General features: G+C 74.8%; 9 protein-coding genes. 5 read left to right on the top strand and 4 right to left on the bottom strand.

The annotated features are described in order from the left end of the window. Positions 1–151: 151 nt before the first annotated feature. The gene (locus EMA09_RS25260) at positions 152–874 is read right to left on the bottom strand and encodes a hypothetical protein (RefSeq protein ID WP_129843267.1); all 723 of its coding nucleotides are present in this window, start codon (positions 872–874) and stop codon (positions 152–154) included. Between the two features lie 486 nt (positions 875–1,360). Between EMA09_RS25260 and EMA09_RS25255 the strand changes: the two genes are divergently transcribed. Together EMA09_RS25255 and EMA09_RS25250 are read left to right on the top strand one after the other, a co-directional pair. Beyond that, positions 1,361–2,506 carry a wax ester/triacylglycerol synthase domain-containing protein gene (locus EMA09_RS25255; protein ID WP_168220801.1) on the top strand — a complete coding sequence of 382 codons (1,146 nt, stop codon included), beginning with the start codon at positions 1,361–1,363 and terminating at the stop codon, positions 2,504–2,506. A gap of 143 nt (positions 2,507–2,649) precedes the next feature. Beyond that, the gene (locus EMA09_RS25250) at positions 2,650–4,242 is read left to right on the top strand and encodes an alkaline phosphatase D family protein (protein ID WP_129843265.1); all 1,593 of its coding nucleotides are present in this window, start codon (positions 2,650–2,652) and stop codon (positions 4,240–4,242) included. A gap of 24 nt (positions 4,243–4,266) precedes the next feature. On the opposite strand, the gene EMA09_RS25245 is transcribed toward EMA09_RS25250, so the two are convergent. Together EMA09_RS25245 and EMA09_RS25240 are read right to left on the bottom strand one after the other, a co-directional pair. Continuing rightward, positions 4,267–5,469 carry a DUF4032 domain-containing protein gene (locus tag EMA09_RS25245; protein ID WP_129843264.1) on the bottom strand — a complete coding sequence of 401 codons (1,203 nt, stop codon included), beginning with the start codon at positions 5,467–5,469 and terminating at the stop codon, positions 4,267–4,269. Positions 5,470–5,502: 33 nt separating this feature from the next. Then, positions 5,503–6,933: an MDR family MFS transporter gene (locus EMA09_RS25240; RefSeq protein ID WP_129843263.1), complete on the bottom strand. Its 1,431-nt coding sequence runs from the start codon at positions 6,931–6,933 to the stop codon at positions 5,503–5,505. A gap of 71 nt (positions 6,934–7,004) precedes the next feature. Here EMA09_RS25240 and EMA09_RS25235 point away from each other — a divergent pair, with 71 nt between their 5' ends. Beyond that, positions 7,005–7,655: a TetR/AcrR family transcriptional regulator gene (locus tag EMA09_RS25235; protein WP_129843262.1), complete on the top strand. Its 651-nt coding sequence runs from the start codon at positions 7,005–7,007 to the stop codon at positions 7,653–7,655. Positions 7,656–7,691: 36 nt separating this feature from the next. On the opposite strand, the gene EMA09_RS25230 is transcribed toward EMA09_RS25235, so the two are convergent. After that, complete coding sequence (locus EMA09_RS25230) at positions 7,692–8,648, bottom strand: nucleoside hydrolase (RefSeq protein WP_129843261.1); 957 nt, start codon at positions 8,646–8,648, stop codon at positions 7,692–7,694. Positions 8,649–9,005: 357 nt separating this feature from the next. Between EMA09_RS25230 and EMA09_RS25225 the strand changes: the two genes are divergently transcribed. Then, positions 9,006–10,931, top strand: a complete 1,926-nt coding sequence (locus EMA09_RS25225; protein ID WP_129843260.1) for a methylmalonyl-CoA mutase subunit beta — start codon at positions 9,006–9,008, stop codon at positions 10,929–10,931. After that, complete coding sequence (scpA, locus tag EMA09_RS25220; protein WP_129843259.1) at positions 10,931–13,117, top strand: methylmalonyl-CoA mutase; 2,187 nt, start codon at positions 10,931–10,933, stop codon at positions 13,115–13,117. Before EMA09_RS25225 ends, scpA begins: the two co-directional genes overlap by 1 nt. Positions 13,118–13,162: the final 45 nt, after the last annotated feature.

Below are 13,162 nucleotides of genomic sequence, written 5' to 3'. Positions count from 1 at the left end.
GGGTGCGGGGACGGGGGCCGTCCGGCGGGTCCTGTCGCGGCCGGCGGCGTCCGACGCGGTGCGGCGCGGGACGCCGGAGCGCGGCGCGTACCCGTCGCATGCGCGCGGTACGGCGACGCGGCGAGGCGCCGTGGCCGTACGCGCGGGGCACTCACCGGGCACCGCCGTCCAGGAGCAGGCGGGCGACGGTGATCTCGAAGAGCGCGCGCGGTTCGCTGGCGGCCGCGGCGATGCGCTCGACGGTCGTGCGCAGCGGTGAGTCCGGATCCGCGTCGAGGGCGAGCCAGCGGGCGAGTCTCGCCGCGGTGCGGTGGTCGCCGGCGCGGGCGGTGTGGGTGAGGCCGCGCAGGGCGGCGTCGCGGTGGCGCGCGACCTGGTCGCGGACGGGGCCGCGCACCGGGGGGAGCGCGGCCATGGCCAGCGGCGCCAGGGTCTCGGCCCAGGCGGACCAGTCGCCGCGCGCCGGCCAGGTGAAGGAGGGCTCCGCGGCCTCCCTGGCTCCGGCGAGCCCTTCCCACGCGGCGGTCCTGACGCCGAGCACGGCGAGGACCTGTGTCAGGGCCGCGTCACGCAGCGACCAGAGGGCGCTGTCGGGGCGGCCGGGGGCGGGCGCGGGGAACGCCGTGGCGCCGGCCCGGATCAGGGCCACGTCGGCGGGGCGCAGGGGGTGCCCGGCGAGCAGGTGCGGCGTCAGGAGGTCGGCGCCGGCGCGCCGTACGGCGCCCAGGGCGCGGACCGGGTCGACGCGGCCGTCCAGGCAGGCGCGCAGATCGAACGGCGCCGCGCCGGGGAGCAGGGCGCGGGTCAGTTCGTGGGCCAGGGTGCCGGCGGCCGTGGCCGTGGCGCCGGGGGCGACCCGTCGTGCGGCGGACATCGCGGCACCACCTTCCCCTCACCCCTTCCCCACCCCGGAAGGGAGCACCTTCGCGACGGTGCTTTCCAGCCCGCCGCGCTTTCATGCGGGACAGGAGAGAAGTGCCTCTTTCTGGCGTTTTTCTGGCGTTTCGAGAAGCCGGGATTTCCCTCCCGCGTCCACTCGGGGCGAACACCTGGCCGATACAGAAATTCGAATGATGAACCGATTTACAGAAATTCGAGAGCTTCTTCGGAACCGGTGACACAACGACGAAGCCCCTGGTCACAGCGTCACCTCTCAGGCGGAAAATCGCCCCCCGCATGCACGCTCCCGCCGCGCGCTGGGCAGGGTGCTCCCGACAACCGAGGCCCACGCCCAGGACGCCGAACAGGACGCCGAAAAGCCATGGAACACCGCGTTTCCCCCCGACCCTTCCGGGCCGGCCCTCTTGAGCGGTATCTTCTCTCCTTCGCCGGAAGCCGGACCATCCCCACCGGCTTCTTCATGGACCTCCCCGGCACGCCCCCGTCCCCCGAGGCACTCCGCACGCGGACGCTGGAACGCGTGGGCCGGCTCCCCGCCCTCCACCAGCTCGCCACGCCCGCGCCCCGCTGGGGCCGCGCGACCCTCCTCGACGGCGACCTCCACATCCGCGTCCGCGACATCGCGCCCGGCCGCGCCGCCCTCGACGCCGCCGCCACCGAACTGCTGCGCACCCCCCTGCCGTCCGGCACGGCCCCCATGTGGGACATCTGGCTCCTGCGCGCCCCCGGTCACGACGGCTACCGCCTCTGCTTCCGCGTCCACCACGCCCTCCAGGACGGCGTCGGCGCCGCACACACGGTCACGCGGCTGCTCGCCGACGACCCGGGCACACCGGGACCCCACGCGCACCGCCCCGTTCCGGCCACCCTGCGGGGCCTCACCGGGCTCGGGCGCGACCTGTACGGCTCGCTGCGCCGTGACCGGCACTGGCGCATGTTCGGCGCGCCGCCCGCCGGCGACCTCGCCTGGGCCTGCGTCGACGCGGCCGACGAGCGCCTGCGTCTCCTGGCCGCGCGCTGGGGCGGCACGGTCAACGACATGTTCCTCTCCGCGCTGGCCCGCGCGTTCCGTGCCTGGCACGCGGCGCGCCCGACGGGCGGCGCGCCGTGCGCGGACGTGACGGCCGTCGTGCCGATGTCCGTGCGCCGCAAGGGCGAGGAGCATCTCCCGGGCAACCGCCTGGTCTTCGCCCGCGTCCCGCTGCCCTGCTCGCAGCCGGGACCCGCCGAGTGCGTACGGCGTCTCGTCGGCCGCACCGGGGAGCTGCGGACCTCCGGCCAGCGGGAGCTGGCCGGGCGGCTGTTCGCCTGGCCGCCCGCCTCGGCGACCATAGCCAAGCAGCTCGCCCTCACCACACCGCGCATCTCGCTGATCGCGAGCAACGTGCACCTGCCGCACGGCATCGAGTGCTTCGGCTCACCGGTGGTCGCGGCCAGCATGTTCACGGCGCTGCCGCGCGGCGTCCTGTGCTACGTCTCCCTCACCCGCACCGGCGGCACGGCCCGCTGCACCGTGGTGCACGACAAGGCGCTCCCCGGCGCCGCCGCCCTGCCGGGCCTGTGGCTCGACGCCCTGGCCGAACTGGAGGCCAGCGCCCCGGTCTGACGCACCGCCGGCCGTGCCGCACGGCAAGGCCACATGCGGTCGTCATGTCATGTCCGCCGCGTGTTCAAGGGGCGGTCCCGTCCCGCTGTCACCGTCTCCTCACGTCGCTCACCAGACAACGGCACGATCGACGGAGGGGACCCATGTCCCACGAAACCACCCCCGCCTCCCCCACCACCGCGCGGCGGCGCTTCCTCACCGGCGGCGCCGCGGCGCTCGGTGCCGCGGCGGCCGGCGGTCTCACTACCCCCGCGCCGGCCCGCGCCGACGTGCGGACCACCCCGGCGGCACGGCCCGCGCGGCCTGCGCTCCCCGAGGCCCCGTACACCCTCGGCGTCGCCTCGGGCGACCCGCTGCCCGACGGTGTGGTGCTGTGGACGCGGCTCGCGCCCGACCCGCTGAACGGCGGCGGGATGCCGGACCGCACCGTCGAGGTCGAGTGGGAGGTCGCCACGGACGCGCGGTTCCGGCACGTCGTACGGCGCGGCACATCCCGCGCGCGGGCCGCGTACGGCCACAGCGTGCACGCCGACGTACGGGGCCTCGCCCCCGGCCACGACTACTGGTACCGCTTCCGCGCTGAGGGCCGCGTCTCCCCCGCGGGCCGGACGAGGACGGCCCCGGCCGCGCACACGACCGGGCGGCTGCGGCTCGCCCTCGCCTCCTGCCAGAACTGGCAGCACGGCCACTTCACCGCCTACGCCGACATGGAGCGCCAGGATCCGGACGCGGTCCTCTTCGTCGGCGACTACATCTACGAGAGCGCGCCGTCCGCCACCGCCGTCCGCACCCACGAGGGCGGCGGTGAACCGGTGACGCTGGAGCAGTACCGCAACCGCTACGCCCAGTACCGCAGCGACCCGCACCTCGCCGCCATGCACGCGGCCGCCCCGTGGATCGTCACCTTCGACGACCACGAGGTGGACAACGACTTCGCCGGCGAGGTGCCGCAGGACCCCGACAAGCAGACGCACGACGCGTTCACCGCGCGCCTCACCGCCGGGTACCGGGCGTACTACGAGCACATGCCGGTGCGCGCCACGGCCGTGCCCGACGGGCCGCACATCCGGATGCACCGCATGCTGCGCTTCGGCAGGCTCGCCCAACTGCAGATCCTGGACACGCGGCAGTACCGCAGCGACCAGGCCACCACGCAGGAGGGCGCGCTCAGCCCGCTGATGACGATGCTGGGGGCGAGCCAGAAGCGCTGGCTCGTCGACGGGCTGCGCCGCTCCGACGCCCGCTGGAACCTCGTCGCCTCGCAGATCATGCTGGCCGAGACCGACCTCCTGCCCGGCACCGGCAAGCGCTGGTACTACGACGCGTGGGACGGCTACCAGACCGAGCGCGACGAACTGCTCGGCGAGCTGGCGGCCGTCCGCAACCCGGTCGTCCTCACCGGCGACCGGCACCTCACGATGGTCAGCGACCTGCGCCGCGACTTCGCCGACCCGTCGTCCCGCGTGATCGGGACCGAGTTCGTGGGCTGCTCGATCACCTCGAACGGCGACGAGGACCAGGACGCGTTCCACGCCCGATGGGACCCGCTGCGGGCCGACAACCCGCACTGGCGGTTCCTGGACGCCCACCGCGGCTACCACCTGTTCGACATCGACCGGCACGGCGTGGACGCGCAGGTGCGCACCGTGGAGACCGTGCGCAGTCCGCAGACGGGGATGCGGGAGCCGGTGCGGCTGCGCGTCGAGGAGGGGCGGCCGGGCGTCACCCTCGTCTGAGGAAACGTTCCGCCCCGGCGTCCGTCACTCCCCGCGCAGCCGGGCCACGTAGTCGTCGGCCGCGGTCTGCATGGTCACGTCCTCGCGGCGCAGCTCCGAGAGTTTCAGCCGGCACTCCAGCAGCTCGTGGTAGATCTGCGCGGTGTCCAGGCCGTCGCGCAGCTCGCGCGGGACCAGGCGGACGGCGGGGCGGAACACGTCGCGCACCCAGCGGTGCGCCAGCACCTCGGGCCGTGCGCCGAGGGGGTCGCCGGGCGCGTAGTCCTCCTGGGAGGCCATCCAGGTCTCCAGGTCGTTGAGGAGGCTGCGCGCCTGGTTCTCCTCGGCGTCGAGGCCGGTGAGGCGCAGCAGTTGCCGCTGGTGGTGGCCCGCGTCCACGACCTTGGGGACGAAGGTGACGGCGTCCCCGTCGGGGGAGCGCTGGATCTGCATCTCGGCGACGTCGAACCCGAGGTCGTTGAGGCGGCGGATGCGACGGTCGATGTAGTGCCGCTTGTCGCGCGGGTAGACGGAGGTGCGGGTCAGCTCGTGCCACAGCGCGCCGTAGCGGTCGACGATGTCCTGGCCGAACGGCACCGGGTCGACGGCCGGGTGCAGGGAGCCGCCGGCCTCCAGGTCCATCAGCTCGCCGGCGATGTTGACGCGGGCGACCTCCAGGTCGTAGTCGCGCTGCCCCTGGCTGAGGGTGGGCTGGATCTGGCCGGTCTCGGCGTCCACGAGGTAGGCGGCGTAGGCACCGGCGTCGCGGCGGAAGAGGGTGTTGGACAGGGAGCAGTCGCCCCAGGCGAAGCCGTTGAGATGGAGCCGGACGAGCAGCACGGCGAGCGCGTCGAGGAGCCGTTTGATGGTGCTGGGCCGCATGGTCGTCTCGAACATGGACCGGTAGGGCAGCGACCCCTTGAGCTGCCGGGTGATGAGGACGGGCTCCAGCGGCTCGCCGTCCGCGCCCTTGCGGCCGGTGACGACGGCCACCGGGTCGACGGAGGGCACGGCGAGCCGGTCGAGGTCGCGCAGCAGCCCGTACTCGCGCACGGCGGCCCACTCCCCCACCTCCTTGACCGCGAAGACCTCGTCGCCGGCCCGCGCGAACCGCACGACGTGCCGCGAGATGCCGCGGGGCAGGGCCACGAGGTGCTTCTCGGGCCACTGTTCGAGCGGCATGTGCCACGGCAGGTCGAGCAGCGTCGCGGGGTGCTGCGGATCGGTCGCGGTGATCTGGAGGTCCATGGCCCCCAGTGTCCGCCACCGCGAAGCAGCAGGTCAAAGGTCCGGTTCGGCGGACGGTCCCGCCCGTCGGCGCCCGTCGCGCGGCAGGAAGAGGGCGAGCAGCAGCGGAACGGCGCCGAGGGCGAGCGTCCACCGGAACGTGCCGGTGAAGGCCGCGAGCACTCCGGCCGGCGTGGTCGCGGTGTGCAGGGCGCTCTGCAGGATGGCGGCGACGACCGCCACGCCGAAGGGCGCCCCGACGCGCTGGACGACGCTGAACGCGGCGCTCCCGCGCGGGACCTCGTCGGGGTGGAGGCCCGCGAACGCGAGGGCCATCACCGGGACGGTGCAGGCGCCCATGCCGACGCCCTGGACGAACTGCGCGGCCAGCAGGACGGCGGTCCCCGGCGGGTCGGCGAGGGTGAACGGGACGATGCCGGCCATGGTCAGCAGGACTCCGGCGGCGACCAGGAGGCGTCCGTCGGCGCGGTCCGGCAGCCGGCGGGCGGCCAGCAGGTAGGACATGGTCCCGAGGCCCTGGGGGATGAGCAGGAAGCCGGTGTGGAGGACGCTTTCGCCACGGACCTGCTGGTAGTAGAGCGGGAGCAGGAACGACAGCGCGAAGGTGGAGAAGCCGCCGAAGAACGTGATGACGCCGGAGAGACCGAAACTGCGGCGGGCGAAGACCCGTACGTCCAGGAGGGGCCGGCCGGAGGCCCGCCGCGCGTACACGATGAAGCCGGTCAGCAGGACGGCGCCGGCGGCCAGCGGTGCCCAGGCGGCGGGGGCGGCGAAGCCCTCGGTGCCCGAGGCCCGGCCGACACCGAGCGCGAGTGCCGTGACCGCCGGTGTGAGCAGCAGGAAGCCGGTGAGGTCGAAGGTGTGGCCGCGGCGGCCCGGCTCGCCGGGGAGCAGGGCGGGGGCGAGGGCGAGGGCCGCCAGGCACAGCGGGACGTTGACGTAGAACAGCCAGTGCCAGTCCAGCCGGTCGAGGATCGTTCCGCCGATGACGGGGCCGAGGACCGGTGCGAGCTGGCCGGGCAGGGCGATGGCGGCCATGGCCTGTCCTATCCGGTGGGGGCCGGCGGCGCGGGTGAGGATCGAGATCGTCACGGGGAGCACGAGGCCGCCCCCGGCGCCCTGCAGCACCCGGAAGACGATCAGGGCGGGCAGGGACCAGGACAGTCCGCACAGCACCGAGCCCGCCAGGAACGCGGCGACGGCCAGCATCCACGTGCGGCGGGCGCCGAGGCGTTCGGAGAGCCAGCCGCTGACGGGGATCACGGAGACGAAGGCGAGGAGGTATCCGGTGGCGACCCACTGCGTGGCGGCCACGGAGGCGTCGAAGGTCGTGCGCAGGTGGTCGAGGGCGATGGCGACGATCGTCGTGTCGAGCAGGGTCGTGACCGTGCCGAGGACGAGGACGAAGCTGATGAGGTTCAGCCGGCGCTGCGGCACCGTCTGGACGGAATCGGTGACGTTCACTCTTCTACACTACACCGTGCAGTGTAGAAGTGGGCCGGCGCTGTAGAGTTCCGGCCGGAGGTGGCGCGGTCATGGCTACGGAGGCGACGCGACGGGTGGGCGGCGGCCGGGCGGCGGCCAAGCGCGCCGCGGTCCTCGCGGCGGCGCGGGAGCTGTTCGTCGTGGACGGGATCGAACGCACCAGCATGGACGCCGTCGCCGCGCGGGCGAACGTCTCCAAGCGCACGGTGTACGACTACTACGGCGACAAGAAGAGCCTGTTCCTGAGCGTCCTGGAGGACGCCGGCACCTCGCTGCTGGCCTCCCTGCGGGCGGCTCTGGACCGGCACCTGTCCGACGCGGCCCCGATCGGGGACCTCCCGGCGCTGGAGGACGCCCTGACCGCCTTCGCCGTCGAACTCGGCACCACCGTCATCGGCTCGGCGGACTACGCGGCCGTGTTCGCCCTGGTGTCGGAGCAGCGGAGGACCGTGGCGGAGCTGCAGGCCCACCCGCTGGCCTCGCTCCCCGAGGAGGCGCTGGCCGAGCGCCTCGGACACTTCGCCGGCCGGGGCCTCCTCGACGCGCCCGACCCGCGCCTGGCCGCCGACCATTTCAACGCCCTCACGACGCTGCTGGCCTACAGCAACGAGCCGGACCCGACCCGCGCCGACCCCGACCGGGTCCGCCGCAGCATGATCGACGGGGTGCGGGCCTTCGTCCGTGCCTACGGCGCCCGGTGACCCGGGCGGGCTGATCCGGGGCTCCGGAGCGGTCCGCTACGGCCGTTGGCCGGCGGGCCGCGGGTCGCCCAGGCGGGCGACGGCGTCCACCACCCGTTCAAGGAACCCGTCCCGGTCCAGCGTGGTGGCGACCTTCGCGTTGGGCGGGCGGCGCAGGTAGTCGTGGAGGTCGACGACGGTGGCGCCGCGGGTGTGCTCGCCGCGCAGTTCGATCTCGACGGACGCGTCGACGCAGCCGACGAGCGCGGGATCGATGACCCGGGCGACGGCGACCGGGTCGTGCAGGGGCGGCGCGGGGAAGTCCCACAGGCGCTGGTAGCTGCGGCCGTAGTACGTGATCAGTTCCGCGCAGACACGGCCCGGACCGGTGCCGAGGGCGTTCAGGCGGTCGATGACGTCGGGCGTGACGAGCGCCTGGTGGGTGACGTTCAGGCCGCACATGGTGACCGGGAGGCCGGACGAGAACACGATCTGCGCGGCCTCGGGGTCTCCGTGGATGTTGGCCTCGGCGTAGGGGGTGACGTTGCCGCGCTCGGCGGAGCCGCCCATCAGGACGATCTCCCGGACGGCGGGGGCGACCTCCGGGTACCGCGTCAGCAGGACCGCGATGTTGGTGAGCGGCGCGGTGGGGATGATGGTGACGGGCTCCGGGCTGGTGGTGAGGACGCGGTGGAGGAGGTCCACGGCGTGCTCGCCGGTGAGGGCGACGGTCGGCTCCGGGAAGGACGAGCCGTCGAGCCCGGAGATGCCGTGCATGTCGTCGGCGATGCGGAGGGGCTGGTTCAGGGGGCGGGCGCAGCCGGCGGCCACGGGGACGTCGATGCCCGCGGCGGAGCAGACGCGCCGGGCGTTCAGGGTCGTCTTCTCCAGGGTCTGGCTGCCGCCGACCGTCGTGACGGCGAGCAGGTCGACGGCGGGGTCGCCGGCGGCGAGCATCAGGGCGACGGCGTCGTCGTGGCCGGGGTCGCAGTCGATGACGACGGGCACGGGCATGGGCTCTCCCTCCGGTCCGGGGCTACGGGACGGCGGCCGTCCGGGTGCCCCGTCGGGAGGCCGTCGAGTCCCGGGCCGGCGCCGAGGCAGGTACGAGCCCAGCAGGGCGTACGGCCGCCGGGCGTCCGGCGCGCCGGTGCCGAACGGGTGACGGCCCGGTGCGGCGCGGGCCGTGCGGCCGGTGACGACCCCTCGGACAGGTGTGATGACACGACAGTGCGATGACCGCATGGGGCCTGTGGACAGAGACGGGTCGGGCGCGGGCGTCCTCGGGCACGATGGGACACGCGTCGCGCGTAGACCCCGCCCCCGCGGGGGGAGATGTAGGAACAGGAGCGTCACGAGAGGAGCGTCACCATGCCGGGCATCCCTCGCTCAACGGACTCTGTGCGCCACCCCGGCGCCGGGGAGCCGCCGCCGGCCGCCGGGTTCCCCGCCGCGGACCGGGCCGAGTGGCAGGCCCTCGTGGCGGACGTGCTGCGCAGGACGGGGAGGGGCGAGGCCGAGGGCGCGGCCGCCGAGGAAGCGCTCAGCACCCGGCTGGGTGACGGGATCGTGGTCCGGCCCCTCTACACGGCGGACGACGCCCCCCGGCCGGCGGGCGCGGCCGGGTTCCCGGGGTTCGCGCCGTACGTCCGGGGGGCACGCCCCGCGGGCACGGTGGACGGGTGGGACGTGCGGCAGCGGCACGCCGATCCCGACCCCGCACCGGCGAACGCCGCCGTGCTCGCCGACCTGGAGAACGGCGCGACGTCCCTGTGGCTGGTCCTCGGCGACGCGGGCGGGCCGCCCGTCTCCCGGCTGCCGGCCGTCCTGGACGGCGTCCTGCTCGACCTGGTGGCCGTCGTCCTCGACGCGGGCGCCGACACCGGAGCCGCCGCGCGGGAGCTGCTGCGCCTCGCCGGGGAGCGGGGCCTGCCGCCCGGCACGCTGCGCGGCTCGTTCGGGGCCGATCCCCTCGGCCGGGTCGCCCGCACCGGCCGGGCCGACGACCTCGCGGCGGACCTGCGGACGATGGTGGGGCTCGCCGCCCGCGCGCACCGCGACCACCCGGGCGTCCGTGCCGTCACGGTGGACGCGCTGCCCTACCACGAGGCGGGCGGTTCCGACGTGCAGGAGGTTGGCTGCTCGCTCGCCACGGGCGTCGCGTACCTGCGGGAGCTGGTCGCCGGCGGGCTGCCGGTGGACGCGGCGCTCGGGCAGGTGGAGTTCCGGTACGCGGCGGGCGCCGACCAGTTCCTGACGATCGCGAAGCTGCGGGCGGCCCGGCGGCTGTGGGCGCGCGTCGCCGAGGTGTCGGGGGCGGCCCCGGGGGCCGGGGCGCAGCGGCAGCACGCGGTGACGTCCCGGGTCATGATGACGCGCCGCGACCCCTGGGTGAACATCCTCCGCACCACGGTCGCCGCCCTGGCGGCGGGGCTCGGCGGCGCCGAGGCCGTGACGGTCCTGCCGTTCGACGACGCCCTCGGCCTGCCCGACGCGTTCGCCCGCAGGATCGCGCGGAACACGTCGTCGATCCTGATGGCGGAGTCGCACCTCGCGCGGGTCATCGATCCGGCCGGCGGCTCCTGGTACGTCGAGGCGCTGACCGACGCGGTGGCGCGGGCGGCATGGGCGTGGTTCCAGGAGCTTGAGCGCGCCGGCGGCCAGGCCGAGGCGCTGCGGTCGGGGCTGGTGGCGGGCCGGATCGCGGCGACCTGGGCGGAGCGCTCCCGGCGGCTCGCGACCCGTCGGGAGCCGATCACGGGCGTGAGCGAGTTCGCGCAGGCGGCCGAGCGCCCGGTGGTGCGCCGGGCGGCGCCACCGCCGGCCGGCGGTGGCCTGCCCCTCGTCCGGCGGGACGACGCCTTCGAGGCGTTGCGCGCGAGATCGGACGCGTACGAGGCGGCGACGGGCGGGCGGCCGGCCGTGTTCCTCGCCGCGCTGGGCCCGCCGGCCGCGCACGCGGCGCGGGCCGCCTTCGCGGGCGGCCTGGTGCAGGCGGCGGGGGCGGTCCCGGTGCACGACCCGGTGACGGTCGACGCCGCCTCGGCCGCCGCGGCGTTCACCGCCAGCGGCGCGCGGGTCGCATGGCTGTGCGGCACCGACGCGGCCTATGACGAGGAGGCGGTGCCGGTGGCGGCGGCGCTGAGGGCCGCCGGGGCACGGCGCGTGCTGCTGGCGGGCCGGCCCGGCGAACGGGCCGGGGAACTGCGCGATGCGGGTGTGGACGCATTCGTCTCCGCCGGCAGCGACGTGGTCGCGGACCTCGCCGCCCTGCTCGACTCCCTGGAGGTGGCGTGATGCGGCGGATCCCCGACTTCTCCGACATCGAACTGGGGCCTCCCGCCCCCACGCAGGCAGGCCCCGACGAGTGGCGCGCCGCCCTGGAGCGGTCGACCGGGCGCGGCGCGGACGAGTTGCTGTGGGAGACGCCGGAGGGCATCGGCGTGCGGCCGCTGTACACGGCGGACGACCTGGCCCCCGTCGGCTTCCTCGGCACCTACCCCGGCATCGCGCCGTTCCTGCGTGGCCCCTACCCGACGATGTACGTGAACCAGCCCTGGACCGTGCGGCAGTACGCGGGTTTCTCGACGGCGGAGGAGTCGAACGCCTTCTACCGCCGCAATCTGGCGGCCGGTCAGAAGGGCCTGTCGGTGGCGTTCGACCTCCCGACGCACCGGGGGTACGACAGCGACCACCCGCGGGTGACGGGTGATGTCGGCATGGCGGGGGTGGCCATCGACTCGATCCTCGACATGCGGCAGCTCTTCGACGGCATCCCGCTGGACCGCATGAGCGTGTCGATGACGATGAACGGCGCCGTGCTCCCGGTGCTGGCGCTGTACATCGTGGCGGCCGAGGAGCAGGGCGTGCCGCCGGAGCGGCTTGCCGGGACCATCCAGAACGACATCCTCAAGGAGTTCATGGTCCGCAACACCTACATCTATCCGCCCGGTCCTTCCCTGCGGATCATCTCGGACGTGTTCGCCTACACCTCCGCGCGGATGCCGCGGTACAACTCGATCTCCATCTCCGGCTACCACATCCAGGAGGCGGGGGCCACGGCCGACCTGGAGCTGGCGTACACCCTGGCCGACGGGGTGGAGTACATCCGGGCCGGGCGGGCCGCCGGTCTCGAGGTGGACGCGTTCGCGCCCCGGCTGTCCTTCTTCTGGGCGATCGGCATGAACTTCTTCATGGAGATCGCGAAGCTGCGCGCGGCACGGCTCCTGTGGGCGGAGCTGGTGTCGCGCTTCGGCCCGCGGAACCCGAAGTCGCTGTCCCTGCGGACGCACGCGCAGACGTCGGGCTGGTCGCTGACCGCCCAGGACGTGTTCAACAACGTGACGCGCACCTGCGTCGAGGCGATGGCCGCCACCCAGGGCCACACCCAGTCGCTCCACACCAACGCGCTGGACGAGGCGCTGGCCCTGCCGACGGACTTCTCCGCCCGCATCGCCCGCAACACCCAACTGCTGCTCCAGCAGGAGTCCGGCACGACACGGGTGATCGATCCCTGGGGCGGCAGCGCATACGTCGAGCGGCTCACGCACGACCTGGCGCACCGTGCACGGCAGCACATCGAGGAGGTGGAGGCGGCCGGCGGCATGGCCCGCGCCATCGACGCCGGCATCCCGAAGCTGCGGGTCGAGGAGGCGGCGGCCCGCACCCAGGCACGGATCGACTCGGGGCGGCAGCCGGTGATCGGCGTCAACCTGTACCGCGCCGCGGCGGACGAGCCGATCGAGGTGCTCAAGGTGGACAACTCGGCGGTCCGCGCGCGGCAGATCGAGAAGCTGCGGCGGCTGCGCGCCGAGCGGGACGAGGCCGCCTGCCGGGACGCGCTGCGGGCGCTGACGGCGGGCGCGGCCGGAGACGCCAACCTGCTGGCCCTCGCGGTGGACGCGGCGCGGGCGCGGGCGACGGTCGGGGAGATCTCCGACGCGCTGGAGGCGGTCTTCGGACGGCACGCGGGGCGCATCCGTACGATCTCCGGTGTGTACCGCGAGGAGGCGGGCACCGCGTCGGCCGTGGAGCGGACCCGGGCGCTGGTGGCCGCGTTCGAGGAAGCCGAGGGGCGCAGGCCGCGCATCCTCGTCGCCAAGATGGGCCAGGACGGGCACGACCGGGGCCAGAAGGTGATCGCCTCCGCGTTCGCCGACCTCGGGTTCGACGTGGACGTGGGTCCGCTGTTCCAGACGCCGGATGAGGTGGCCCGGCAGGCGGTGGAGGCGGACGCCCACATCGTCGGCGTCTCGTCGCTCGCGGCGGGGCACCTTACGCTGGTGCCGGCGCTGCGCGAGCAGCTCGCGCGCGCCGGCCGCGAGGACATCATGATCGTCGTGGGCGGGGTGATCCCCCCGGCCGACGTGGCGGAGCTGCGCGCGGCGGGGGCGGCGGCCGTCTTCCCCCCGGGCACGGTGATCCCCGAGGCAGCGGCGGATCTGCTGCGCGCGCTGGCCGGGGCGCTGGGCCACGACGAGTGACGCACCGCCCCGACGGGCGGTGCCGGACGGCGGACGGAGGACGCG

The sequence above is a fragment of the Streptomyces sp. RFCAC02 genome (genome assembly GCF_004193175.1).
Lineage (GTDB): Bacteria > Actinomycetota > Actinomycetes > Streptomycetales > Streptomycetaceae > Streptomyces.
This window is presented reverse-complemented; position numbering and strand designations above follow the sequence as displayed.